This window comes from Verrucomicrobiota bacterium, assembly GCA_019247695.1.
Taxonomy (GTDB): Bacteria; Verrucomicrobiota; Verrucomicrobiia; order Chthoniobacterales; family JAFAMB01; genus JAFBAP01.
This window is the reverse complement of the sequence record JAFBAP010000070.1, coordinates 1-25,326: the sequence shown is the minus strand read 5'-3', so window position 1 is coordinate 25,326 and position 25,326 is coordinate 1. Positions and strand designations below refer to the sequence as shown.

18 protein-coding genes and 1 pseudogene are annotated in these 25,326 nt (G+C 62.5%); 12 read left to right on the top strand and 7 right to left on the bottom strand.

Features of this window, described 5'->3' with window-relative positions; all coding sequences use genetic code 11:
• Positions 1-97 precede the first annotated feature (97 nt).
• Positions 98-688 carry a YqhA family protein gene (locus JO015_07280; protein ID MBV9998901.1) on the bottom strand — a complete coding sequence of 197 codons (591 nt, stop codon included), beginning with the start codon at positions 686-688 and terminating at the stop codon, positions 98-100.
• 208 nt (positions 689-896) lie between these two features.
• Between JO015_07280 and JO015_07275 the strand changes: the two genes are divergently transcribed.
• The 5 genes from JO015_07275 to JO015_07255 all read left to right on the top strand — a co-directional run bounded on the left by JO015_07275 (position 897) and on the right by JO015_07255 (position 8,397).
• A complete protein-coding gene (locus JO015_07275) occupies positions 897-1,391 on the top strand; it encodes a hypothetical protein (GenBank protein MBV9998900.1) in 495 nt (164 codons plus the stop codon).
• Between the two features lie 1,046 nt (positions 1,392-2,437).
• Positions 2,438-2,947 (top strand): VOC family protein, encoded by a 510-nt coding sequence (locus tag JO015_07270; GenBank protein ID MBV9998899.1) that lies wholly within the window; start codon positions 2,438-2,440, stop codon positions 2,945-2,947.
• Between the two features lie 452 nt (positions 2,948-3,399).
• Positions 3,400-3,816, top strand: a complete 417-nt coding sequence (locus JO015_07265; protein ID MBV9998898.1) for an MGMT family protein — start codon at positions 3,400-3,402, stop codon at positions 3,814-3,816.
• A 797-nt stretch (positions 3,817-4,613) separates the two neighbouring features.
• Entirely contained in the window at positions 4,614-7,253 is a 2,640-nt protein-coding gene (locus tag JO015_07260; protein ID MBV9998897.1) for an alpha-L-arabinofuranosidase, read from the top strand.
• A gap of 886 nt (positions 7,254-8,139) precedes the next feature.
• Positions 8,140-8,397, top strand: a complete 258-nt coding sequence (locus JO015_07255) for a Uma2 family endonuclease (GenBank protein MBV9998896.1) — start codon at positions 8,140-8,142, stop codon at positions 8,395-8,397.
• A gap of 522 nt (positions 8,398-8,919) precedes the next feature.
• On the opposite strand, the pseudogene JO015_07250 reads toward JO015_07255, so the two are convergent.
• Positions 8,920-9,111, bottom strand: a pseudogene (locus tag JO015_07250) (Tn3 family transposase).
• Between the two features lie 260 nt (positions 9,112-9,371).
• Positions 9,372-9,713, bottom strand: coding sequence for a hypothetical protein (locus JO015_07245; GenBank protein MBV9998895.1), 342 nt, complete (start codon positions 9,711-9,713; stop codon positions 9,372-9,374).
• Positions 9,714-10,358: 645 nt separating this feature from the next.
• Here JO015_07245 and JO015_07240 point away from each other — a divergent pair.
• Positions 10,359-10,646 carry a hypothetical protein gene (locus JO015_07240; GenBank protein MBV9998894.1) on the top strand — a complete coding sequence of 96 codons (288 nt, stop codon included), beginning with the start codon at positions 10,359-10,361 and terminating at the stop codon, positions 10,644-10,646.
• Here the strand turns inward: JO015_07240 and JO015_07235 are convergent.
• From JO015_07235 to JO015_07220, 4 genes are all read right to left on the bottom strand, one after another.
• Positions 10,627-16,104 (bottom strand): AAA family ATPase, encoded by a 5,478-nt coding sequence (locus tag JO015_07235; GenBank protein MBV9998893.1) that lies wholly within the window; start codon positions 16,102-16,104, stop codon positions 10,627-10,629. The two genes, JO015_07240 and JO015_07235, sit on opposite strands and share 20 nt — an antisense overlap.
• A 410-nt stretch (positions 16,105-16,514) precedes the next feature.
• On the bottom strand, positions 16,515-16,895 hold the full coding sequence (locus tag JO015_07230) for a response regulator (protein MBV9998892.1): 381 nt from the start codon (positions 16,893-16,895) through the stop codon (positions 16,515-16,517).
• Positions 16,896-17,149: 254 nt separating this feature from the next.
• The gene (locus tag JO015_07225; protein MBV9998891.1) at positions 17,150-17,851 is read right to left on the bottom strand and encodes a response regulator transcription factor; all 702 of its coding nucleotides are present in this window, start codon (positions 17,849-17,851) and stop codon (positions 17,150-17,152) included.
• Between the two features lie 453 nt (positions 17,852-18,304).
• On the bottom strand, positions 18,305-18,814 hold the full coding sequence (locus JO015_07220; GenBank protein ID MBV9998890.1) for a L,D-transpeptidase: 510 nt from the start codon (positions 18,812-18,814) through the stop codon (positions 18,305-18,307).
• Between the two features lie 424 nt (positions 18,815-19,238).
• On the opposite strand from JO015_07220, the gene JO015_07215 reads away from it, so the two are divergent.
• From JO015_07215 to JO015_07190, 6 genes are all read left to right on the top strand, one after another.
• The gene (locus tag JO015_07215; GenBank protein MBV9998889.1) at positions 19,239-19,487 is read left to right on the top strand and encodes a hypothetical protein; all 249 of its coding nucleotides are present in this window, start codon (positions 19,239-19,241) and stop codon (positions 19,485-19,487) included.
• A gap of 74 nt (positions 19,488-19,561) precedes the next feature.
• Positions 19,562-20,167, top strand: a complete 606-nt coding sequence (locus tag JO015_07210) for a hypothetical protein (GenBank protein MBV9998888.1) — start codon at positions 19,562-19,564, stop codon at positions 20,165-20,167.
• A 397-nt stretch (positions 20,168-20,564) separates the two neighbouring features.
• Entirely contained in the window at positions 20,565-21,017 is a 453-nt protein-coding gene (locus JO015_07205) for a mechanosensitive ion channel (GenBank protein MBV9998887.1), read from the top strand.
• Between the two features lie 596 nt (positions 21,018-21,613).
• Complete coding sequence (locus tag JO015_07200) at positions 21,614-23,410, top strand: hypothetical protein (protein ID MBV9998886.1); 1,797 nt, start codon at positions 21,614-21,616, stop codon at positions 23,408-23,410.
• Positions 23,411-23,436: 26 nt separating this feature from the next.
• On the top strand, positions 23,437-24,933 hold the full coding sequence (locus JO015_07195) for a DUF4331 family protein (GenBank protein ID MBV9998885.1): 1,497 nt from the start codon (positions 23,437-23,439) through the stop codon (positions 24,931-24,933).
• The coding region (locus tag JO015_07190) for a hypothetical protein (GenBank protein ID MBV9998884.1) at positions 24,930-25,326 on the top strand (397 nt) is incomplete at its 3' end. The genes JO015_07195 and JO015_07190, both read left to right, overlap by 4 nt.

The window sequence follows — 25,326 nt, the reverse complement described above, 5'->3', positions numbered from 1 at the left end:
TAACTCTCAAGCCGGCAACGGCCGTTTAGAAGGGCCGCGGCGAACCGGATATCGCTGACCGCCGTTGTTCAGGCCGCTGCACTTCCATGGCGTCTAACTAACGCGGGCCAACCTCGGGTTGGCGGTGATCAGTCCTGCCGTGTTCCTCGCTGTCAATCGTTTTCGGCGCCTCACCCGCGTGCGTCAGGTACAAGGCAAGCGCGATCAGCGCAATGCCCACCGTAAGGTAGACCAGGTTCAGTGGGGGCGTTTCGGGCCGGTTCGCATCTTTAAATACCTCCACGATAAGGATGATCAGGATGATCTTGCCGAGGCGGGTTTTGAGATCCTCCAATGATTCGATCTCCAGGAGCCGCCGTGAAATGCTTGAAGCACGCGCAACCGCAAGCTCACCGATGAAAAGCTCGTACAGGCCGAACGCGAAGATGAGCATGAATGCGGCGAGCAACGAGATATCAATTACCGCAATGATTTTGCGTGCGATATCGCCCAGCAAGGAATCGTGCATTTCCGAGGTGATGGCCGGGCTGAAGGAATGAACGGTGGTCGTCAGGATGCCGACAAAGTCAGCGGTGACTAAAAGCACCAACGCGACGGCGCTCATGACGCTTATCACCACGGTGACCAGCACCACAAAACGGCTGTTCCACAGCGCGGTCTCAAACCATTGCTTCAAGGAATTGCTCATAAAATCAGCCATTTTCGTCCTGCCAAGGCCGTTGCCAATCATCAAATGCCGCGCCTACCAGCCCAAATAATGTGAAAATTATGGAAAAATCCGAAAACTTTGCTTGCACCAAGGATCGAATTACGCTTCAAAAGGTTGCCGGAACCAACGGTCCGCCTCCTGACTTCACGGCGGCGCAACCGCCTTCCCGAGAACTCAGATGCCGGATGTGAGCTTTATTAAGTCGAAACGGGCATGGGTCATAGCAGCCGCGGCGGGCTGGCTGGCATGCGTCTGCTGGAGTGGTGCACTGCAATCGACCCATCGCGCACACGGGGACGCACCACAGGATCCTCTGATCGGCGATTGGGCGGGCGTGGAAAGGTTTGGCCCTCTGGAAGCGGCTCAGGTCGATGTGCGCCTGAAGTTTAGCTCAGACCATTCACTCTCGGTCGAGATGGCGGCCGGCCACGGTCCGGGCACGAGTCCAGAGGATAATCTGGCCGGGCGAGGCACGTGGCAGCGCCGGGCCAACCAGCAAGTCTTGCTCACCGTCGAACACCTGAGGTATGGCATCAACGAACTCGGGTCTGGCATGCGTGCCAAACGCGTCAAGCGGTGGTGCAACAAGGTGGTTAACCTGATCGATGTGGGGGACCGCCGGTTGGTGCTTACAAACCTGTTTCGGCCCGGCGAGGAGGTTTTTATGCGCTCACAGGATTAGCTGCCGGGTCGCTGCAGCAGTTCCATGGAGGTAAATTATGTCTTCCTTCCCAGGTGCCCTGCCGGCGTTACACCTATCAGACCGTATAAACGGCATAGGCCCAACGGGCCGGGAGGCGGTTTGATGGCCTGAAGGGCCAAAGGAACTTAGCCCCGGGTTTTATCCCACTGCCATTTAGTTAAGGGCCGCTGGATGGGGGCGCTTTGGTCCCGCAGGGACGGCTGAGGTTAGCCAGGGACTTTCAGTCCCTGGACGGGGCATTTATTGAGCTTTAACAAATGTAATCACCGAACAATCCGCGGAAAAATGACCCTGATCGTATCGATCAAGTCTCAATCATACCATTTCGATGACCATCGAGCGAAAATGTTGTCTTAGGCCCAACGGGCCGGTAGAACATAGCCCAGGGTTCCACCCTGGGAACGCACCCCTCCCCCCGATCGAGCCCTGAAGGGGCAGCAGAACCTGCCGACAACGCCTTCTGCCGCCCCTTCAGGGCTCGATCGTGATTTTACGGTTACCCAGGGTAAACCCTGGGCTATGTTCTGCCCCCCCTTCGGGGCTGAAACCCGGTTGAACTTCCACCAAGGTAACCCTCTGAATTGGTGTAAGAGCCGTTCAACAAGGTGCGCAGCATCCTCCGGCGCCCCCCTGAGCCGGTCTTCTACCGGAATAACGGTCTGAATGGTGGAAGAGGGAGCGCGTCCCCTATCAGGGACGCCTGAAACGCTGCCCCGGAGGGTGCCGGCTCCCAAGAGACCGGCCAAACCCGGTGCTGCCGCCGTGGGTTCCCGGCCCAGTGCACCGGACCGTGGCCGTGATCAACTGGCTGTTCCGCTGACGCCGCCATTATCATCTCCTTAAGGATTCCTCGACAGTCTGGGGCGTTGGTCCGCGCCTTGAGAGGAATCAATTTTTCGGTCCGGGGACACGTTCCTTGAACCGGGTCCGGCAATGGCACCAACGCTTTGTTATCGCTTTTCCGCTCCTTTGGACTCTTGAGGATTGTCGGCTTCCATGACATTCTTTCGTTGCAACGGACAGGCTTGCCGACTGACGAGGAGGTACAGACGACGGCGAAAAACGTTATTTGCCTTTGGTACAACGGCACAGCGGAAGAGGCCGCCGGATTTTACGCCCGGACTTTTCCGGACAGCGCCGTCACCGCGGTTCACCGCGCCCCTGGCGATTATCCGGCGGGCAAGCTGGGAGATGTGTTGATGGTCGAGTTCACGGTGCTCGGAATACCCTGCCTCGGCCTCAATGGCGGCCCGGCCGTCGAACACAGCGAAGCGTTCTCGTTTCAGATTGTCACCGAGGATCAGGCCGAGACCGACCGTTACTGGAACGCGATCGTTGACAATGGGGGAGAAGAAAGCCAGTGCGGGTGGTGCAAGGATCGGTGGGGCTTGTCCTGGCAGATCACCCCAAGGGTGCTTCTGGAGGCGGTAACCGGTCACGATCGGACGGCCGCCAAACGCGCTTTCGACGCGATGATGGGAATGAAAAAGATCGATATTGCCGTAATCGAGGCAGCGCGGCTTGGATCGCGCTGATTGTTTGCGCCTGTATTACTGCGGCGGCTTAAAACTGTACAAATCGGCCGGCTGACGGGACCGGATTTGAACCTGCGTGGCCCGAACGCGTATGAGTGACCGCTTGGGGGACATGGTATCAGGCATTGAGGTGCCTTCAGGGATTGGTGTCGGACCGTACTTAAATCGTAGACTGAGGCGATTTCCTGTACTTGATTCGTGGACTGGCGCCCCCTCCAGCGAGGTATAACCGAAAGTTGCGGATGAGGGCGTAAAGAAAGGCGCATCCTTCCAGTAACGAAAAAGAAACCCGACTGCCTCACCCGAGGCAGTCCGCAACGAAAGGATGCACCGTGAAAGAAGATAAGGTCCTCTCGCTGGAGGAGCATAAGCGTCTAAGCAACCGCACCTGACCATCGCCTGAATCATTTGTGCTGCACTGGCCGGATGGCAAGACGGTGCGCAAAAGACTTATGGAACCCAACGAAGATGCCATTGTTGACATCCCCAAAGACCGCGTAAAATTCTTTGGGGGTACCGGGAAAATGCTGTTACCAAGTCGTGCGGCCGTGGCAGCCCTGATAAAGCAAATCCCTGAGAGCAAACTCATCACGACCAAGCTGCTTTGTAAGGAACTTGCTGATCAGTTCAAGGTGCGAGGGACTTGTCCTGTTACGACCCAAAAGGCTCTCCAAGCGATCGCTAATGACTCAAGCAAAAATATTGCTTACTGGCGGGTGATAAATGCGAACGGAGGGCTGATCGCTCGGTTTCCCGGCGGCGCAGCCGGTCAGGCGGCACGATTGGAAGAAGAGGGTTTCACCATCGACAAAAAAGGGAAAATACCGAAGGTAAAAGGCTTCAGAGAAAGCCTCGTACGTTTTGATTAACACTTCGTGATCGACGTGTCTTCCAAAACGATCCGCTCCGTCCACACGCAGAAAGGTCGATTCCACCTTATACTGCTCCGTAAAATTCTGCTCTCCCGCATTTTGCGTGGCTTTAACTCAGATCGCTGTTTGCTACCTGATTTTTTACCTAACCAAATGGTCTGTATCGCGAAGCCGGCCGACTTCCCCGTCCAGCGCGTGGCGGAACGGACGCCCCGGGCCCGGGCAGTTCGCAAGTAACCACCGCCTTGGCGCACCTGATATGGGCGTGATTAGTCCGGCGCGTACGGAGGAGCCGGCAGAACTTGACGCCCGCAGTCCCTTGGAAGAACTCATCGCCCAAGACGCTCGCAAAATGCTCCAAGCCGCCATTGACCACGAGGTACAAGCCTACTGCGGGCTCACCAAAGTCGGCGCACGGCCCAGGGCCACGCGGCCGTCGTGCGCAACGGCCACGTGCCGGAACGACAGTTGGCCACCCGGGTGGCCAGTCTACGATTTAAGTGCAGTTCGACAGCTGATCCGGGCCCGGGTGCTCAGGCAGCGAACGGGAAGAGGTGTTCCGCGGTTGTATCCCGGCTTCCGGCAGCCGGTGCAAAGCATCGCGGTCCGACCCTGAGAATCTCCCGCTCTCCAAATCGCTTGTACTTAATCCCTGGCCCAGCCAAGGCGAAAAAAGTCAGGCCAATCGCCCATCCATAGGAGCAGCCTCCTGCGTACGCGAACCGCTATTACGGCTGCTTTTTCCCTAGTGTCTGCAAAGAGTAGCCGCCCATCGCCCATGAAGGAGTCAAACCATGCAACCCCGTTTTTACCTCCACCAAGGCGTGAGGCAGATGCGCCGGCGCCCGCCTTCTTGGCTCACGGTCAGCCTCCTGCTCGGGCTCATGATAACCGCTGCCGGCCTGCGCGCGCAGACGGTCAACCCGGCTGCCTACTGGCCCTTCGACGAGGGCACCGGCATCGTGGCCCACGATGCGTCGGGCAATAACCACGATGCCACCCTGCAGGGCGGCGCCGGTTGGACGGCCGGCCTCGTGGGCCCCTATGCCCTCAGCCTGCCCGGTGCCCCCGGCAGCTACGCCGACGTCCCTACGGATGTGGTCGACACCACCCAGAGCTATACGGTGGCTGCCTGGGTTAAACTCAACGATGTCAACGGCTACCAGACCTTCGTCAGCGAAGACGGCCCGGAACCCACCAACCCGGAAAGCGCCTTCTTCCTGCAATTGCGCGGCGACAGCCACCAGTTCTCCTTCACCATTCCCTACAGCTTTTTCATTAACGCCCAGTCGGGCTTCACGCCGGTCGCGGGCCGATGGTACCACCTGGCCGGCGTTTATGATGCCGCCGCCCAGTCGGTCTCCCTCTACGTCAACGGGGTCCTCGCGGACACCATCTATCGCGTGGCACCCCGGGCGGCGAGCGGCCACACGGGCATCGGCCATGGGCAGTTTGCCGGCAGCTACGTGGACTGGGTCAACGGGGCCATCGACGACGTGCGCCTCTACGGCGCCGCCCTGAGCGGGGCCGATATCCTGCGGATTGCGCAGATCGGCAACCCGTCCCTGACCGTGCCGACGGTGCAACCGGCCGCGCTCGAGGTCGACGCCGCCCACCCAGGGGCCCGGCTTGATCCCCTGTTCAACGGCCTGATGATCGAGGAAATCAACCACTCGCTGGACGGCGGCCTCTACGGCGAACTGATCCAGAACCGGGACTTTAAGGATGACCCCACCACCCCGGTGCATTGGTCGGTCGTGCAGGACGGCGGCGGGGCCGGTTCGATCGCCCTGGACCCGAGCCAACCCGTGCCGAATACCGCCTTGACCGTGAGCCTCCGGGTGGACGTGAGCCACGGCCCGCGCGTGGGGGTCGCCAACGAGGGCTACTGGGGCATCCCCGTCCGGCCCTTGATGACTTACCGGGCCTCCTTCTGGGCCAAAGCCGCCCCAGGTTTCAGCGGCCCGCTGACGCTGGAGGTGCAAAGCGCCGACGGCACGACGGTGTACGCCCGGGCCCAGGTGCCCGAGATCACCACCGACTGGGCGAAATACGGCGTCCTGCTCCAGACCTTTTATGCGCCCTTCACCGATGACGCCCGCTTTGTGATCTCCACGGGCAGCGCCGGCACCTTCTGGCTCAACCAGGTGTCGCTGTTTCGACCCACGTACCGCAACCGCCCCAACGGCAACCGCATCGACCTGATGGAAATGATGGCGGCCATGAGGCCGCATTTTCTCCGGATGCCGGGCGGCAATTACCTGGAGGGCAACACCATTGAGACCCGTTTCGAGTGGAAAAACACGATCGGCCCCATCGAGCTGCGGCCCGGGCACATGGGCACCTGGGGCTACCGCTCTGACGAAGGGGTGGGGCTCTTGGAGTTTTTGGAATGGTGCGAGGATTTGAACATGCAGCCGCTGCTGGCGGTCTATGCCGGCTACTCGCTTAATGGCACCCACGTCAACCCCGGCCCGGACCTGGCGCCTTACGTGCAGGACGCGCTCGATGAGATTCAGTACGTCACCGGCAGCACCAGCACCGCCTGGGGCGCCCGGCGCGCCGCCGATGGCCACCCGGCGCCCTTCCCGCTGGAGTACGTGGAGGTCGGCAACGAAGATTTCTTTGACACTTCGGGCAGCTACGAAGGCCGTTTTGCCCAATTCTACGACGCCATCAAGGCGACCTACCCCAACCTGAAGCTGATCGCTACGACGCGCGTCAGCAGCCGCACGCCCGACGTGGTGGACGATCACTTCTACAACTCGCCCCGGAGCATGGCGCGCATGTCCAGCCATTATGACCCGAGCAATTACGGCCGGACCGGACCGAAAATCTTCGTGGGCGAATGGGCCTCCCAAGAGGGTAGCCCGACGCCGGACCTGTTTGCCGCCTTGGGCGACGCCGCCTGGCTGACCGGCCTGGAACGCAACGCCGACCTGGTAATCATGGAGTGCTACGCGCCGCTGCTGGCCAACGTCAACCCGGGCGCCTACCAGTGGCCGACCAACCTGATCGGCTACGACGCGCTGCGCAGCTACGGGTCGCCTTCCTACTACATGCAGGTGATGTTCGACTGGCTCCACGGCGACGTGGTGCTGCCGGCAAAGCTGACGACGAGCGGCGGCTCGCTGCTGTATGAAAGCGTCACGCGCGACACGCGGGATGGAACCATCTACCTGAAGCTGGTCAATATGGCCGGGGAACTCCAGCCGCTGCACGTGACCCTGAACGGCGCGGGCGGCGCCGCTGCGGGCCTCGCGGTGGTGCTGACCTCGGCCAACCCGCAGGACACGAACACTTTGGATGAGCCTTACAGAGTGGTGCCGCGGATCATGCAGGTCAGGGGCGGGGGCCCCAGCTTCGATTTGGAGCTTCAACCCTACTCGGTCACGGTCCTGCCCATCGGCGGGCCTGGGCACGGTCAGCCGTGATCGTTGAGCGCGATTGAGTGGTAAACGCCGGGGTGCCTAAAAACCCGGTTGCTCCCGGTGAAATGATCGAGCACCCAGCCGGCTTTTTCCAGGTCATTGATCAACGCTCGGATCTTCCGTGGCGTGCGTTCGGGACAGCGCGCCCCTCAAGGCATCATGGTTGCAAACGTGAATTCATGAAAGTCCGCATTCACTTACTCCGGTCGAACCACTCCCGGAGCGCATGGGCCACGATGTCCTGATGCGACCAGTCCTTTTGGCCGGTCCCCTTTCGCCGGGCCGAGACGTCGATGAGTTCGTCGACTAACGCTTCAGGTAACCGGGAGGATTGCGGGATGAGCCGGACGTCCGGTTCTGGCGGCGGCGGCTTAGGGGCTTCGGTTTCACCTCTTCAATCATCTCTTCGGTTCCTACGATTTTGAGATCCGCAGCACACGCAACCACGGCTACCTGCTTCGGATGTATCGAGTCCGCTCAGAGAATTCGCCGCTGTTCGTTCGGGAGCGGGACGATTACGGGCTGGAGGATGCTAAGACGCGCGCTGATCGCTTGGCCAACCAGCATGTGCCGGTTATCGTGCAGGGGTAAACCATGAGCGCACCCGCTACCGCGCGGCCCTTTGCCGAGCAGCACGCCTTGAACCGTCAGGTCTGGGACCGGATCGTCGACGACCCTCGTTTCGAGGACGTCCTCGAACGGGTAGAGACCGACCGCGACGGCCGCCTGATGATGAGCCCACCGCCCTTAATGCCCCACCGCGTGCGCCGGCAGCGCATCAGCGAGCTCCTGAACCGGCTCTTACCCGAGGGGGGGCACCTTCGCCGAAGGGGCCGTTTCGACCGGTCAAGGCGTCAAGATTGCCGACGCGGTCTGGTACCCAGCCCCCTTGGCCCGGCGCGTCGAGCGCGAGGAGCTGAGCGTGCCGGACTTTGCGCCGGACATTTGCGTCGAGGTGCAATCGCCCAGCGACACCCCACCCAAACTCCGCGAAAAGGCGGCGGCTTTCTTCGGGGTCGGCGTCCGGGAGGTTTGGGTCTGCGACCGCAAAGGCAAAATGAGGTTTTACGGCCCGGAAGGACCGCTTGAACGCTCCGGCCTCTGTCCTGAGTTCCCCGACGAGATCCCGGCCAAATTCTTGCGCTAGCCGCCCGTATGCGTGAGCGGCTGGTCTGGTACGAACACCTGGCGCCCTTCTGCCGGTCCGTGATCCGCCTGCGCTCCGGCGCCGGATCGATGCCACCGTCCCCGGCCAGCTCGGACCCTGCGACGAACTACCGGCTTTCACCGCAAGCATGTCTTGCGGCTGCTGAAGCGCGGCGGCCCAAGCGTCGCAGGCCTTGGGCGAGCGGCCAAGACCCGTGCCCGTCGTCTGTACGACGGTGGCCCACTGCGGCCAATCGACCCTGGGCAATTACGTCCATAGTTTGGTGTTGACCGATATCGCCTCGGGCTGGACTCCAGTGCGCGGCGATGGTGGTGCGCGAACAAACCCTACTTATTCAGACCCTTGAGCAAGTGCGGGCGAAGTTGCCGGTACCGCTGCGCGGGCCGGACGTGGACAATCGATAGCGCCTTCATCAATGAAACGCTGGTGGCCTATGGCCGCCAGCGCGGGCTGGAGCTGACCTGCTGCTGCGCCTACCGCAAGAATGATCAGGCCTTGCTTGATCAGCGCCAGGGCTTTCGCGTTGCCGCTCGCCTCGTATTTGGCGAGCAGCCGCGACAGGATGGCGGCGTGGTAGTAGACGATCGCATTCGCGATCAGCCGTGCGCACGGGTTGCTGACCTCGATTTCGATGTCGGTCCTGCCGGTCAGCTCCTTCTTGCCGCCGACTTGGGCAATGGCCGAGCGGAGCTGGAGTTGGGGTGACGGAATTTTCAGGGGTTTGGGCTTACAACCCCTGGTCGGCGCGCCTTGTTTTCCGGCCTTCATGCCTTGACCGTTAGCTGGATCCTTGCGAACCATTATTGGCGGTAAACCATGACCCTCAAGCAACAGGTCCACCTCCTTATTGATGAACTGCCCGATGATTCCCCGGTATTCATCGAAGTGTGTGAAGCGCTGCGGATGGATCACGCTATCGACGAGGCCCTGGCCGACCCACGCGCCGGCCGCACTTATAGCGCCGAAGAGTTCATGGCGAAAGTGCGCGAACGATGGCCGCCAGGAGGCTCCGAGTAGTCTTCACCCGAAGCGCCTGGGGTGATCTCGAGAAAATCGTCGCCTACTGGAGCCGGCGGGGTGAACCCTAGCGCGGCGAACAGTACGCGCACGATCTTCCGGCCGAAGCGATCCGCCCGCTCAGCGACCCGGGCGTTGTCCGCCGCGGTCACCACCTGCGGCGCACCGCTTACCCCGAAGTGCAAGAGCTCCCGGCCTTCAAACGCTCCTACCGCATCCTTTACTTGCGCAAAGAAGCCGAAGGAATCGTTGAAGTGCTGCGCTGTTGGCACAGCCACCGGGGCGAACCCTTCAAGGAATTACTCGGAAGCGGCCCGACCCTAAGTTTCCTTAAGTGGTTCCCTTGCAGCAAGTTGCAGTGCGGCGCGAAATGGCCTTCCGGCACATTTACAAATTTAAAACGGTGTCGCAGGCGGCCCGTTTAGTATTGATAAAGCGCGTTATCAATACTAAAACGGCCCAACATGATTCAGGACGCCGAAAACGGGCAATCCCTCAGCATTGCCTCGGAACCGGAAGGAAAACGCTTGAGCCGGGCCGAGTTCCAGGGGTAGCGGGAGGGAAGCCGCGATAAGACTTCACAAGAGCCGGATCCCCGGTAAGGGGGCAGCTGCAAGTGCTGTTCATCGGTGGATACCTGGGCGTAGCCGATCCGCATGGCGGTTCTCGAAACTCAGCTCGGGCGCGACATTCCAAGAAAACGGTTTCAAGAATGGATTTCGAGAATGGCCGTCCCGAGGCGACAAGGTGGACCTTCGGCATTCGGCTGCGGTCCTTAAAAACCACCCTTTCCGAGAAGACCCCCATGCCCCGCCGCTGCCCCCTGACCGGGGCATCCGGCTCTTGTGAGGTCTTATCGCGGCTTCCCTCCCGCTACCCCAGAAGGCGATGCCGCCCAGGCGCGGGACCCCGTAGGCCGTGCCATGGATCAGGAAGCGGTGCAGGTGCTCGTCGCTCCAAGCGAAGGTATGCTGGAGGATTGCATGGAGTGGAGGTCGGCGAGGCTGGGGTGGCTGGCCACGAGCAGGCGCCGCCACACCAACGGGCTGGACGCTGCGGAGCACGACGCGAAGTTGATCGAAGTTGATAAATCCCCGGAAGATACGGAAGGTTCAGCCATGCGGGCACGTTTCCGAAGCCTACAGGTCTGGGCTTCGAATCCGACCCCCCCAAAATCTCCCGCTCTCGAACTTAGGCTAGGGGTAGCGTGAACTGAAACGTCGCGCCGCGCCCCGGGTTGTTGGTGGCCCAAAGCCGGCCCCCGTGGGCCGAGATGATGGTGCGGCACACCCCCAAGCCCAAGCCCATGCCTTGCCCCTTCGTCGTGAAAAAGGGCTCAAAGATGCGCTCTAGTTTATCGGGTGGAATGCCGCCGCCCTGGTCGGTCACCGATACCCGCACCCCTTGGCCATCCCCCAGCTCGGTGCGCACCCGCAGCCTGCGCTCAGACCCCTCGACGCCGGCCATGGCGTCACAGCCATTGACCACCAGGTTGAGCAGCACCTGCTGGAGCTGCACCCCGTCGCCGGGCACCGTCGGCAGGGGCTGCGCCAGGTCGGCCTCCACGGCAACCTGCTGACGGGCCAAGTCGCTGCGCGCCAACTTGAGGGCGTTCTGGACCACTTCGTTCACGTCGAGCCGCTGCCGTTGCACCTCGCCCTTTTTCAGCAGCAACCGTAGGCGCCGGATGACTTCGGTCGCGCGCTTGCTGTCCTCCACGACGTCATTGAGGATGTCCTGCAGTTCGGCCGCATCGGCGCCCCCCTGCGCCATCAAAAGCTGCGCGGCTTGCGCGTTACTCAGGATGGCCGTGAGCGGCTGGTTGAGTTCGTGGGCCAGCGCGCCGGACAGCTCCCCCACCAGCATCACGCGCGAGAGGTGGGCCAGTTCGTTGCGCTGCCGCGCCGCTTCCAGTTCGGCCTGCTTGCGTCGGGTGATGTCCAGCGAGACGCCGCGCAGGCGCCGCGGCTTGCCGCCCTGGAACTCGACGCGGCCACGCCCGGCCATCCACCGCACCTGCCCATCAGGCAACATGACGCGGAACTCGCTCTCATACTCGCCGTCGCCGCTCAGCGCCTTGGTGACGGCTTGGCGCACCGCCTCGCGATCCTGCGGGTGCACCGCCTGCAGGCCGCGCTCGAAGCTGAGTTTCTCCGACGGCGTGAAGCCGAACAGCGCCCGGCCTGGGTCCGAACTCCAAGCCTCGTCTTGCGGGATGTCCCACGTCCACATGGCCAAGTCGGCAGCCTCCGCCGCGAGGCACATGCGCTCCTCGCTGTCACGCAGCGCTTCTTCAGCCTTGCTTCGATCGCAGTTTTCTTGCCTCAGGTCAGCGTACAATCGGGCGTTTTCTAGAGAGATCGCCGCCTGTGAGGCCAGCAGTTCCAGCACCGCAAGGCGACCCGGAGTGAAAACGCGGGGCGTCAGGTTGTTCTCGAGATAAAGCACGCCGACCAACGCGCCCGTCTTCACCAGCGGCAAGCACAGGATGGACCGTAGACGCCTCGCGCGCACGTCGTCGTCGTGCGAAAATGGACTCGGGGCCGAGGCGTCGTCCAGAATCACGCGATCATGCGTCCTCATCACGTAGCGAAGGACGGACTCGGGGACTTTGGGGGGCGTCACGAAGGCTTGCGCGAGGGTCACCTCGACCTTGTCGTCCCGCGTCGCGGCCTCCGCCGCGGTCCCGGGCTCCTGCCCATGGGGCAGGAACAGGAGGCCTCGCTCGGCACCGGCGCTCTCGACCGCAATCACCATAAGGGCCTCGACGAGTTTCCCGAGGTCGATCTCACGGGACACCGCTTGCATGGCCTTGACCACGGTGGTGAGGTCAAGTTGCTCGAGGGACGCGCCCATCGTAATGGTCGGCTCAAGCGGCACCCCTGTGAGTTCCGGGTAGAGTTGGTCGAGCCGCTTCACCTTGCCCCGAGCGCCCCACCGGAAATAACAAGCGCGCGCATCCCGGAGGTGGTCGTGGCCCGTTGCCCCTGAACCGCGGCGAAGGTAGAATCGGCCCGCAAGTTCGTTGGCGATGCCCTCGTTCTGGGTAAAACCATTTTCGCGTGCGGACCGGATCGCCCGTTCGTACAGGCGCTCGGCCTCGAAAAGCCGCCCGTCGAGGCGGGCGACCTCGGCTGCAACCAGGGCGTATTTGTCCAGAAAGGTAGCCGCACAGCACTCGGCCCATTCGCGAAGCTGCGCCATGGCCTCCGTGAGCGCTTCGCGCCACCCGCGCTGTTGCTCAGGGGGTGTCGTCTCAAAGAGCGCCGCGATCGTAAGGGCCAGGTAGTAATGGTAATCGGCCAAGTGGACGCAACCCGTCGCGGCCCAAAGCAGCGCCTTGGCCTTCTGGGCGGCGGCGAGCGCCGCTTCGTGGTCGCCCAGGATGAATCGCCCCTGCAGTTGAAGAATCCAGTACCAGCAAACGATGGCCCGGTCGCCCGTTAACTGTACCTCGAAGGCGGCCTCGTCGACGCGTGCGCCTTCGGAGGTGAAGGCCGTTGGGCTGCCTCCCCGCATGCTCTGAATGAACTGTTGCTGGCTGAGGAGGCGCTCCACATAGTCACGGGATTTGGCTTTCCGGACGAAATCCAGGCATTTCTCGGACTCGCTCCACACCTCGTCCAGGTGATCCCCTCGCACCAGAAGGTCGGTGACGGTATGGTCACAGCAGTAACAGGCATAAGTAAGGTCGCCCGTTTCGACCGCGGCGGCAAAGGCAGCCCTGATAAAGTCCAGCGCCGTCGTGACGGGTTGGGTCCAAATCGCAACCCAGGCCATGGTCATGTAAACCTTCGCCCGGTAGGCAACAAATCCGTACTTCTCGACGAGGTCGATGCCGAGCTTTCCAAAACGGTAGCCCTCGGCATAGCGGTGAAAGGCCGGCCCTAAAATGAACCCAAAATACGCGTAACCGTGCGCGGCGGCATCCGTCGTGCCGTGCTCCAAGCTCAGGTTCACGATCCGGCAGATGGACAGCAGGAACAGGTTGGTATCGGTGAAGAACGCCGGGGAGTAGAGGGCAGACAGCACGCGCGTGGCCGCCTGAATTTCCGGGTCGGTCATGGGCGGCAGGTCGATCAGGCCCTCGATGGGCCGGCCGCCCAAGTTCCGCCAAACCAGCTCGTATTCAGCTTGGACCTGCTCCGGGGTGGGGTGGGCCGGCAACTCGATGCCGAACAGGCGCAGACCTTCGAGCGCGCTATTGACGGCCTCCTGGTAAGTCGATCCCAGGATGTGGAGATTAATCCTCAAGCGATAGACGGCCGCCTTATCGGCTTTCGACGCGGCGTGCTTGAGCAGCTCCGAAATCAGGGAGGCCGCCTCTTCGAAGTTTCCGCACAGGAACTGGCATTCGGCGCGCAGCAACCATAAGCTAAACGCAAGCTCGTACCGGTTCTGCCAGCCCTCGCGGCCAAGCAGGGTCATTCCCACCCCCAGGTAGGTGCACGCGGCCGCGTAGGCCGTCGAAGCCCGGGCTTTTCTGCCGGCCTCCAGGTTGAGTTGGGCCGCGCGCCCTTTCTCGTCCAAGTCCGAGATGAGCGCCACGCCTTGGTTGAGCTGGTTGACGGTATCAAAGAGGTTCTGGGCGAGCTTTTCGGGAGGCAGTCTCGCCAGGAGACGGCCGAGTTGCAGATGGGCGTTGGCGCGCATCGCCTCGGGGATCAATGAGTAGGCGGCTTCCTGGATGCGGTCATGGGCGAATTGGTACGAGCTGGCCGAGCGGGTGACAAGCCCTTCGCGGACCGCTTCGCGGAGCTCCGCGTGCAGCTCCGCCTCCGAGGCCCCATGAACGACCGCCAGGATGGCGGCCTCAGCCCGGTTTCCAAGGCAGGCGAACCGTTCGAGCGCCCGTCGGGTGGCCTCCCCGAGCCGATGGAGCTTGCCGGCGACCAGGTCGACCACGTTGTCGGTGATGCGCCGGGCGCGAATGCGCTCCAGGTCCCAGCGCCAGGCCGCTTGGCGCGGGTCAAACTCTAACAGGCGTTCTTCGGCCAGCGCCGCCAGGAATTGGATCGCAAAGAAGGGGTTGCCCGCCGTCTTCTCGTGCACCAGCCGCGCCAGGGACTCGGGGCGCGTGCGCTCCTGATGCAGGCTATCGGCGGTAAGTTGGCTCACCGCCTCGAGCGGCAGCGGGCCGAGCACGATGTCCTCCACGCGCGCCCCGGCCCGGCGGATCGAGCCCAACGCCCCCCTGAGCGGATGAAAGGGACTGACCTCGTTGTCCCGGTAGGCGCCGATCAGGAGCAGGTGCCGGACGTCCGGGTGAGTGACCAGGTGCTCGAGGAGCTCGAGGCTGGCCGCGTCCAGCCATTGCAAATCGTCGAGGAAAAGCGCCAGCGGGTGCTCCGCGCGGGCAAAGACGCCCAGGAAAGCCCGCCACACCGCCTGGAAGCGGTGCTGGGCCTCTTGAGGGGGCAACTCGGTCACGGGCGGCTGCGGGCCAAGGAGCCGTTCCAGCTCGGGGATGAGGCCGGCTATCAGTTGGCCGTTAGGGCCAACCGCCTCCCGGATCCCCTCCCGCCAACGCCCGGCCTCGGCTTCGGATTGGCTCAGAATTCGGCCGATCAGGGCCTGAAAGGCCTGGGCGAGCGTCGCGTAAGGGATGTCCCGTTTGTACTGGTCAAACTTGCCCGAGAGGAAAATGCCCCGCGACCGCGCGACGGCCTGGTGCAGCTCGTTGACCACCGAGGATTTGCCAATGCCGGCGTAGCCCGACACCAACACCAGCTCCGGGGTGCCGCTCGCGGCCACCCGCTCGAAGGCCTCGCGCAACGCCTGGCTTTCCCGCTCGCGCCCGTAGAGCTTCTCCGGGATCAGGAGCCGGTCCAGGACGTCATCGGCCCCAAGCCCAAAAGGGTCGATGCGGCCGCGGGCCTCCCATTCCCCTAGGCATCGCCGCAAGTCCGCTTCCAGCCCGGCGGCGGTTTGGTAGCGCCCTTCGGCGGTCTTGGCCAGCAGCTTCAGGATGATGGCCGAGAGCGCTTCAGGGACCGCTTTTTTCCGTTGCGCGGGCGGCAAGGGCTGCCTTGCCATGTGGCAGTGGACCCACTCGAGGGCATCGGCGGCGCTAAACGGCAGCGCGCCCGTGAGCACCTCGTAGAGGGTCACCCCCAAGGCATAGAGGTCGCTGCGCGAGTCGATCGAGCGGTTCATGCGGCCGGTTTGCTCGGGCGCCATGTAGGCGAGGGTCCCCGCAAGCGATTCGGGGGGCTCAAGGGCCGGGCGCTCGCGCGGCACGTGCGAAGCGATCCCAAAACCCGTCAACCAAACCTGGCCAGACGTCAGGTCCACCATGACGTGGGCCGGCTTGAGGTCCTTGTGAATCATGCCGCGGGCATGAAGCCTGCCCAGCGCGGCGCAAAGCCCGAGGGCGATGCGCAGAAACTGCCTCAGGTCCAACGGGCGCGCGAGCAGCCGATCCAGGGGCTCACCGCCCGGGTCCGCAAGCACCAGCGCCCTCTGGCCCCCGTCTCGAACCAGTGCCATCGGGAGAACGGCCCAGGCCGGGTCCAGCTCGCTCCGGAGCGCATGGTAACGCTCGAGCCGTTTCAAGGTCTCTCGCGCCGGGGAGGTCGACCGAGGCCTGACCACCAGGATCCGGCGGGGCTCTGCGTCCCTGCGGCCGCGGTAAAGGACGAACGCCGCGTCTTCCTGTAAAAGCTCCAGCGCGTATGTGGAAAGGTCCGTCATCACCATTTGCAGCGCCTGCGGTTGCCTCACCTCCCACGGTTGTCTGACCTCCCTACGGAGCCGGCCCAGCGTTGAGCACCCACCGACGGTCGCCGCCCGCGAACCGCCTTGGGACAATTCGTGTCACCCCGAGTATAGCATCTGCCAAAAGTGCCTTCCGGGTTAAATTCCAACAAAGGTAGCTACCTCGGCGCGTTCTCGGGAGTGCTTCACCGCGATGCGGGCGCAAAAAATGGTCCAATCCTCGCCAGCCCTGAAGCGCTCGCTTCCTCACTTCCTCTACCAAATGGCCTTGCATGGCGCCCAGATCACCCTCGGGCTCCGCTTTCAGGGACGCTGCGGATCGAAACCCTCATTGGTCTTGTCGGGTGATCCTGAGGGTGGGTTCATTGTGGATCTTGGGGGTAATCAATCGCGACGGCGATGGCGTCGAGCAGCGCCTGGCGATCCACCGGCTTGGCGAGGTACGCCGTGGCGCCGCCCGCCAGGGCGCGGTCACGGGCCTGTGGGGAATCTCGGCCGGTGATGGCGATGACCGGCACCCGCACCCCCGCCTGCGTCAGCCGGCCTTGCACTTCAAAGCCGTCCATCTGCGGCATGTGTAGGTCAAGGATCACGCAGTCGGGGGTGTGAGTTTGCAACGAGTCCAGCAATGCCGCCCCGGAAGCGAACGTCTCCACGTCCAGCCCCGCCACACGCAGCAACCGGGTAAGGGCTTTGCCCACGGGGGCTTCGTCGTCCACGACGGCAATAAGGGAGTGCGCCATACGATTCACCCCCGACGTTAGCAGACCTGCCCGAAATCGGTATTGAACCTTCGGTTAATAACGACGCGGGCCGGCCGCGCGGCGCGATCCTGCGGCGAAGCTCACGGGTCCGCGCGTTAGGCCGGTGAAAGGCAGCCGTCGTGCCCCGGCCCTCAGGGCAGACGGCGGTCGTCGTCTCACCACCAAGCGGTAGCCGCCGGGGCATAAAGGGATCGGAGGGTAGCGCCGCCCGGTGCAGCGAGCTAAAAGGCCGGTTAAACGGGCGGCGAATGCCCTGCAGATGGGTCACTGCCCTCACCACCTTGAGGTGTCCAGGCCCCGGCGCTCCGGATCCCCGTCCGGTCGGCCAACCGCACCAACTCGGCCAGCGAGTTGACCCGCAGCTTTTGCATGACCCGGCCGCGATGGACCTTAACCGTTTGCTCGCAAGTGCCCAAGTCCGCGGCAATCACTTTGTTCGGTTTCCCGGTGACCACGTGCACGAAGACTTCGTATTCCCGAGCGGTCAGCAACCGTAGGGCTTCGGCGTCGTGCGCCCGTCGAGAAAGTCCGGCACGCGCTACCCGGTTCGTGCGGATCGCTCGATCGATGGCGTCCAGCAATTCGTCTTTTTGCACCGGTTTGCTGAGAAAATCGGCCGCCCCGCCTTTCAGGGCGCGCACCGCTTTGGGGACGTCCGCATGCCCGGTAAGAAAGATGATCGGCAGAATGCTTCGTGTGGCGGTCAAGACCCCCTGCAGTTCCAAGCCCGTAAAGTCCGGCATGGTCACATCCAACACGATGCAGCCCAGGGCGTCTCGATTTGAGCGGTCCAGAAACTCCCGGGCGGAGGCGAAAGCCTGCACTTCGTAACCGGCGGCACGAACCAGCCGGGCAAGGCTTTTGCGCACCGCGGGTTCATCGTCCACGATGAAGACGGTGGCGGGTTCTGAGCTCCGGGGGGTCTGCGTGGTCATGGTGCGCCTCGCGGAATGAATGAGCCTAGGGCGGAGCGACGCCGGCGAAAGCCGTCGTCAAGCGGACAGAGCCGACCGGCGCGATAGGACACGGTAGAAGGGGCCTTGCCGCTCACCATAAGCAGCTTACCCCCAGTAGCATATCCGATTGCACTGCGATGTCTACTGGCCCTTGGCCCTATAGCTCCATGCCGCGCATCTATACACAAGGGCATTAAAAGGTGCGAAATGGTTAGATGGAACGCAGACGGCGTAAGGTCTCATTTCCCTGCGTCCATTGGGCGAATCCCGCTCCAGCAGCGGTATTGACGGCATCGATACCGGTGGGAAATAGACATCGTAAATGCAAAGCCACCCCATTCTATTCGCAATCACTTATGACTGTGCGTATAGCGACGGTACCGGTCCGCGCGCGTCAGACCGCGGCGTTCTTGTCGAGGACCGCACCGGGGTTTAGAGGAAGGCGGGCAGGGCTTTTCGAACCCGAGTGAGCACGTGCGCGTTGCCGACCACTGTGACCGGGGTACCCACCTGGACTCGCCCGAAAAAGCGAGCCGCAAGGTCTCGAGGCATCCGCACGCACCCGTGCGAGGCCGGGTAGCCGGGAAGGTAGCCGGCGTGCAGCCCCACCGCCGGGCTGAATTCCATGAAAAAGGGCATCGGCGCGGGCCGATAATGACCGCCCGCAGGGATGCGGCTCGCCGGGGTGGCGTTGGCATTAACCACCCGGCCGGAGGCGTCGAGGACCGACCCGAAGCTCCGTGAGCGGTGATCGATGTCTTTGCTGAAAACGCTAAAGTGGCCCGTGGGCGTTGACCAGCCGGGTTTGCCGGAGGAGATGGGAGCGACCAGGCTGACCCTGCCACCCTCCATCAGGTAAGCCCGTTGCTCTGAAAGGTCGATTAGCACCCGGGTTTGCTGGGCGCTCGCCCGGTTTGCCGGCCCGATGGCCAGCAGCGCCATCATCGACCAGAGAATCGCTTTCATAGGGCACCTGCCTTCCTACGCCGCCACGGCCGTGACCGCACCGTGACCGGCGCTTGGCAGCATCGTACGCGATTGCGAGAGGGCTTTCTATTGTACTTTGGTAGCATGCCGCCCTCGACCACGCCCGGCGCTTGCGGATGGGCACCAACTCGTGAGGCCGAATACTTACCCTGTGGGTTGCCTCCGAGGGCACCGGGCCCGGGTTTCGAACGATTGCACCGGCAACCCCCCTCTGCGACGGGGTCCTGCACCAACGCGTCGTGCGAACGTCCAGGTCAATAGGCCTTCCGGGAGTGTACTAAGGTATAATTGCAATCGTCTTTCGGGCTGCACCAGATTGCGCGCGTAGAATGGTAGGGGCTTTGTTCATTTGCCCCCCTTCGACCGATTGCATATTCCCGTGAAGCGCGCGTGGTTATCCAAATTGAGCGATGCGGCCGCCGTCCCGGCCATGGCGTTGGCGTTCGCCCTATCGCTCAGCCTGCAGGATCCAACCCGTCGCGAGGGTTTCGACGCCGCAGGCCAACGAACTGCGACTTTCGATCTGACGGGCGCCGACCATTGGTTAGCAAAGCACGATCTCGGCGGCTACCGTGCGAAAGAACGCCTGACCTACCGCCGTCCAGGATGGGGCGTGGCCTTTCCATAGGTAAAATCACATGGCTAAACGCGGTGCGCGTCGTCCTGGCCGTCGCCACGCCCATTAACAGGAAGCATAAGGGAATGTTATTAGCATCAGAGGTGCAGGAGGAAGGCTCGCTAATGCTGCGTGATCTGCCAAGCAGACGAGGCGGCAGGCCAAAGATGAAACGCGGCGTCTGCCACCTCCAATGCAGCGATAACCGAGACGGAACCTGGACGGACCGGCTGGTCGAAGGGGTGGCATCCTGGCCGCACGTGGAACGTGGCATTTCTATCACCGGGGACCTGCCTGCCGTATCGTTCTGCGTGACCGAAAACGCCAGGGCCAGCAACCCTGGGGCCTTTATTTCGCCCCAGGAGTTCGCCCGGTGCCTGCGCGCAGGCCCGACGATTTACCTGGCGATGCGCCTCGTCGATGCGCACTGGGCCATCGTCCGCGGCTGGGCCGAACCGCATCAGCTGGCAAGAACCGGGGTGATTCCTGCCGGCATCATGGTCGTCTACACCCCTCGTGATCGGGGTGAGCTCGAGGTGTGTGCGACGCTATTCGAGGCCGCTTACCGATTTGCCTGCATCGACCCGCTTGGGGAAGCGCCGGCCGGACTTCCTCCAGGGCAGAACGGTTGGGGATGGTCCTGTGGGGGAGAGAAAAAGGCGGCCCCGTTAGCGAATCGACGGCGCCCTTGACCGGACTGAACTGCTTCACGGGGGTCTTCGGGTTGAACCAAGGTCCAATAGCCATTGCGGTGAGGACCGTTTAGTTTCGGCGTAAAGCCGGTGAAGATAAATGCTTAAAGGGAGGTGGGAAGATCGCGGTAGGGTTCCCGCATCGTGGGGGGCCGTGTTAAACCGCCCTTCACTTCCTACTTAACGGCGCGCCCTGCGGCTTGGGAGGAACCGGTATGATGACTTTGATCGTTCTATCCAGCGGCTTCTTATTTCTGCTGTGTATTGCGGGCTGGAGGTAGGGGTTTTAACGCGGGCCTGAGATAGCTCCGGCTTTATCCCATTCCAGAACTGCCGTCGCTTGCGGGATCGAGGTCGCTCTCTCGGCGCCCCGATCCGGCCGCGTGCTGCTCAACCGATGAAAGCGCGTCGCTGCGTCACCGCTCAATGGATTCTGGCGGGTATTTCGTTGCTGAGCTGCCTCGGCGGCTGCTCGATTCTGCCGGTGCGCCCGGTGGCGGGCGCTCACGATCGCGCGTTCATCGATTATTGGCCGCCCTCTGAAAACAGGAAGAATCGTAAGCCGTTGAGCCTCGCCATCAAAGATAATATCGACTTGAAAGGGGTGATCACCACCGCGGGCGCCGATCCCGCACGCGTGATGGAAGTGTTGAAAACGACGGTCGCGGCCAAGCCGGGGGTGGCGGAGGCACCCTTGCCGCAAGCCCACGTCGTGAGCTTCAGCGCCGGGGCGGTCACCTTTCAACTTCGCGCTTGGACGGATGGCCACGAGAACTTGGCTCAGCTGCGAAGCGATCTCGCGGTGGCGGTGAAGGAGGCCTTGGCGCGCGAGCAAATTGCGGTTGCCTAACGGAAACGGTAGCGGAGTTTGGCCGTTTCCGTCAGTCCATCACGCGAGACCAGAAAAAATCGGAGGCAATCAGGGCGGCGACCCCTGTTCCAGCAAAAAGTCTGCGCGGCAACCAATCGGCTCTCGCCCTTGCGTTGCTCCAGCTCCTCAGGGTAAGGCGGGATCAAGCCAAACGTCGTCGACGCTTTCTTCCAGCCTCCGGTTTTTTCTGGTCTCCGGGGCGAGCGGCAACGCGAAAGCCCCTGGCGCTGGTCAAGAAGCTGGCGGCGGCGTGGCGCCACGCCCACCTGAACGGGCACTACGCTTCCGTGGTGACGGACAGCTCATCTACCTGGATGCGATCGTGGCGGGGCTGGAGTTGGGATGGCGGAATTTTCGGGGGTTTGGGCTTACAACCCCAATAGGCTCTGCCTCCAGATCTCGACCCTACCAAAGTCCAGGCATAGCTGGGGCACGCCAGCTGGAATTGCACCAAAGTACAATGGCGGCGGCGACTCCCGTTTGGTATCCACTTTAGTAAGCGCAGAACAAGCGCAGGTTTTCCCCCCTTATCCCTCTTGGAGGTTCTCATGCCGCGAATGCCGAAAGTTCTTTGCATGGCCGCTTCTCTGGCGTTGGCACTTTATTGGGCCTGTGCGCTCGCGTTCTACTTGTTCGGATCCGTCTCGGTGCGCTCCTCGTCCGGCGAACTCGCGCCGCAGCCTTCCGATGGCGGCGTCATCTACCTCGATCAGGGGTGGTCCCAAGCGGACCGGGACACATGGTACTGGATACCGCAGGGGAGCGTCATGATGTCCTATGACATCTTCCTCAACCTGGAACGGGCCGATAGCCAGCAGTCCTTTCGGTCGGATGCCAATATGGAACGCTATGGCCTTACTCCCTCCCGGCCCGATCCAGAGACGAATCCCGATGGCTTGCCGATTGGGGTGACCAAGGAGGTGATCCGCGAAGGCCGGTGGAAGGGCGTGCATGCCGGCATCAACTGCGCGGCGTGTCATAACGCGGAGCTGTTTTATCAGGGAAAACGCATTCGCATCGATGGCGATGTCGGCATGCATTTAGACATCCAGGCGTTGTTCTATGAGGCCGATGACGCCATGCAGGCGACGCTGCGTGACCCCGCAAAGTTCGATCGTTTGGCGGCCCGGATCGGGACCTCGAGTTCAGACGCCAGGGGCGACCTGCGGAAACGCTTCGAAAATGACGCCGAGCGCGTTCATTACTACACCAGCCGCATCATGGCCCCCCCCCATGATTGGGGGCCGGGGCGCATGGACGCCCTCAATCTGATCATCAACCGTCGGACGACGATCGCGCCGAGAATTCCTGAGAACTGGTTTCCGCCCCTGGCACCGGTCAAGCCCCCGTTTCTCTGGAATGCCCCGCAGGGGACGTGGACGCAATGGAGCGGCATTGCGCAAGACCCGATCGCCCGCAACTACGGCGAAACCCAGGGCGTTTACCTCCCCATGGACCTGGCCTCGAAGTCACCCGACGAAGGGCTCTTCGATTCAAATGCCCGCCTGCGCAATCTGGAGAAGATCGAGGATTTGGTTTGTCGCCTGGCACCACCCAAGTGGCCGGAAGAGCTCTTTGGAAAAATCGATGTCGCTAAAGCGGCGGAGGGCAAAAAGCTCTTCGCCAATCACTGCGCGGAATGCCACAATGCCTACCCCTACGCATGGACCGAACCCAACAAGTACGGCAAGCGCTTCCTTGAAGTTGGCATCGTGCCGCAAACATACATCGGCACCGACCCGATGCAGTTCGAAGATTTTCAGCCGTACGTGTTGACCGCCCAACTGGCCCCCTACCTGCCGCCCCCATTCCAAGGTCGTCCCGTCGTGCCCACTAAGGTCTTTGAACCCTTCGTGAGCAGAAGCCTTTTGGAGACGGCATTGAAGAAACTTAGTCTGACCCCGGAAGAGGAGGTCAAGCTCCACGGCTACCGGGAATATCCCCTGCCGCATCCGCCGGAGCGCTCGTACAAGGCTGCGCCCCGCGACGGCATTTGGGCAGAACCGCCTTACATGCATAACGGGTCGGTGCCCAACCTGTACGAGATGCTGGTCCCGGCGGCGCAACGGACGAAGAAATTCTACGTCGGCCGGGACTTTGACCCGGCCAAGGTGGGGGTGGACACCACGGGCAACTCGGGCAAGTTCCTCATGGACACGACCCTGGAGGGCAACTCGAATGCCGGCCACTCGTTCGAGGAGGGCCCCCGGGGAAACGGCGTCATTGGCCCGCTGTTAACCGACGAGCAGCGCTGGGCGCTCGTTGAGTACCTGAAATCCATCCCTGAGGAAGCGGGCCGGGTCACGCCCTTTGGGGGCCCACCTGACGCGACCACCGGGCACATGAAATGGGAAGGGCCCACGGGACAGTGAACCGGTAGCCACGCAGGAGGATCGCCATGTCAGACCATATCGACGGTCCACGGCAGATCGGTGACCCGGCGGCCGATCTCACCGATCTGTTCGCGTTCACCAGCCCCGAAAACCCCGCCCATACGGTGCTGGCCGCGAACGTCTTTCCCTCGGCGGGGGTGACGGCGGTGTTCTCCAACGCGGTGAACCACTCAATCGTCATCCGCAGGGTGGCGCTGGCCGGCACCGGCAAAGATGCGAAGTTCACGCCAGGGGATAAAGAGTATCGCTTCAGCTGCCGGTTTGGCCTGCTCGAACCCGAAGGCGGGAAAACGGTCCAGCGCGGCACCTTGACGTGTCCTGGGGGCCAGACGCTGCGTTTTGTGGTCAATGACGAAAACGGCGCATCGACGCCGGATGGGGTATTCCGGGTATTTGCGGGCCTGCGCTCCGACCCCTTCTTACTCGCATGGGTGGGGGGGACGACAAAAGTTCCCAACCTGTTGGAGCATGACAACGTGCTGGCGATCGTCATCGAATTCGACACCCAACGCGTGCTCAACCCCAGCGAAGGCTCGCTCTTCGGCGCGATTGCGGAAACCACCCCTTTGGCGGCGGGCAATAATCCCGTGGAGCGTCCGCCGCTGCGTTACGACTGGGTGGGCCGCCCGGAGCAGACCAACATGCGCCTGAACAATGGGGGGTTGGAAGGCGTCGATGACCTACGGGATTTGTGGAATCAGCAGACCCCATTTGCGCTGGCAGAAGGGCTCAAGCCTTTGTTTCGCCAGCGCCTGGTGGATAGCCTGACCGAGTGGGACCTGCGCGACGGCAAGGCGGACTGGACGCCCGCAGAGATCGCCGCCGCCGCCAACGTCTACCTGGACGACTTTTTGCTGTTCGATGCGTCCAAGCCGATGAGCGACGCAAGCTTTTTTGAGATCGAAAAGAGCACGCTCCGGGGAAAGGCCTACCAGACGGGCGGCGGCCGTACCGTCGACGCGGACGTGGTCGACCTCATGCTTACGTGGATGGTCAACAACGACCGGGAGTACCTGCAAGGTGGCTCCGCCAATCCGACCAAGCCTGGCACCAAGACGTTTCCCTACGAGGCTTCGCCGAATACGGAGTTGCAGGCTGTGGCCGACGGCGTGGACCTGGCGGCGCCTCCGGATCAGGTCTGGGCGGTGGTCGGGCCGTTTGGCGGCAGGTGGCACCCCCTGATCGCCAACATAGAGCTGACCGGCGAAGGCGTCGGCCAGTTGCGCACCATCGAAACGATCGACGGCAAGCGGATCATCGAACGCCTTGAAGCCATCGACCAGTCGCAAAGGGTCTACCGCTACACGAACGTCAGTGGATTTGGGGTCGTGGACTACACGGGAACGTTCGACGTCAAACCCAAGGGGTCCGGCAGCTCCGTCGGGTGGCGCGTGCAGTTTCTGGCCGATAACCAACCGACCCTGATCGTGAGGACCATCGTTGCCACCCTGATGAAAACCGGCTTCGAAGGCCTGGAAAAACGCTTTGGGGCCCTGAAATGATCGAAGCGTCGGAAATCAATCTGGTTTATCCGGTCACGGATGGCGACATCGCCGTTAACAACCTGGAGAGCGCGCGCCAGCAGGCCTGGAGCCGATTCTGGCAAGCGCCGTTGCGGCCAGGCATCGCAGAGTACCTCGTAGAGCAGGAGCAATTGACGTTGCAGTTTGTCGGGGATCCAAGTGCGCTCGACCGCCTGGGGGCTCTGGTTAGTCACCTTGATCGCGTGGACGCGGAATCGTCGCGAACGGCGCTCATCCACGCGCAGGTCGCCTCGATGGCCCACCGCTTTGCCGACGCCAGACGCTACCTCGCCGAAGCCGCCGAGGGCAGGGGGTGGTCTGAGGCGGCGAATCGCCTGTCCTTGAGCATCGATCAGGCCTGCGGAAGCAGGT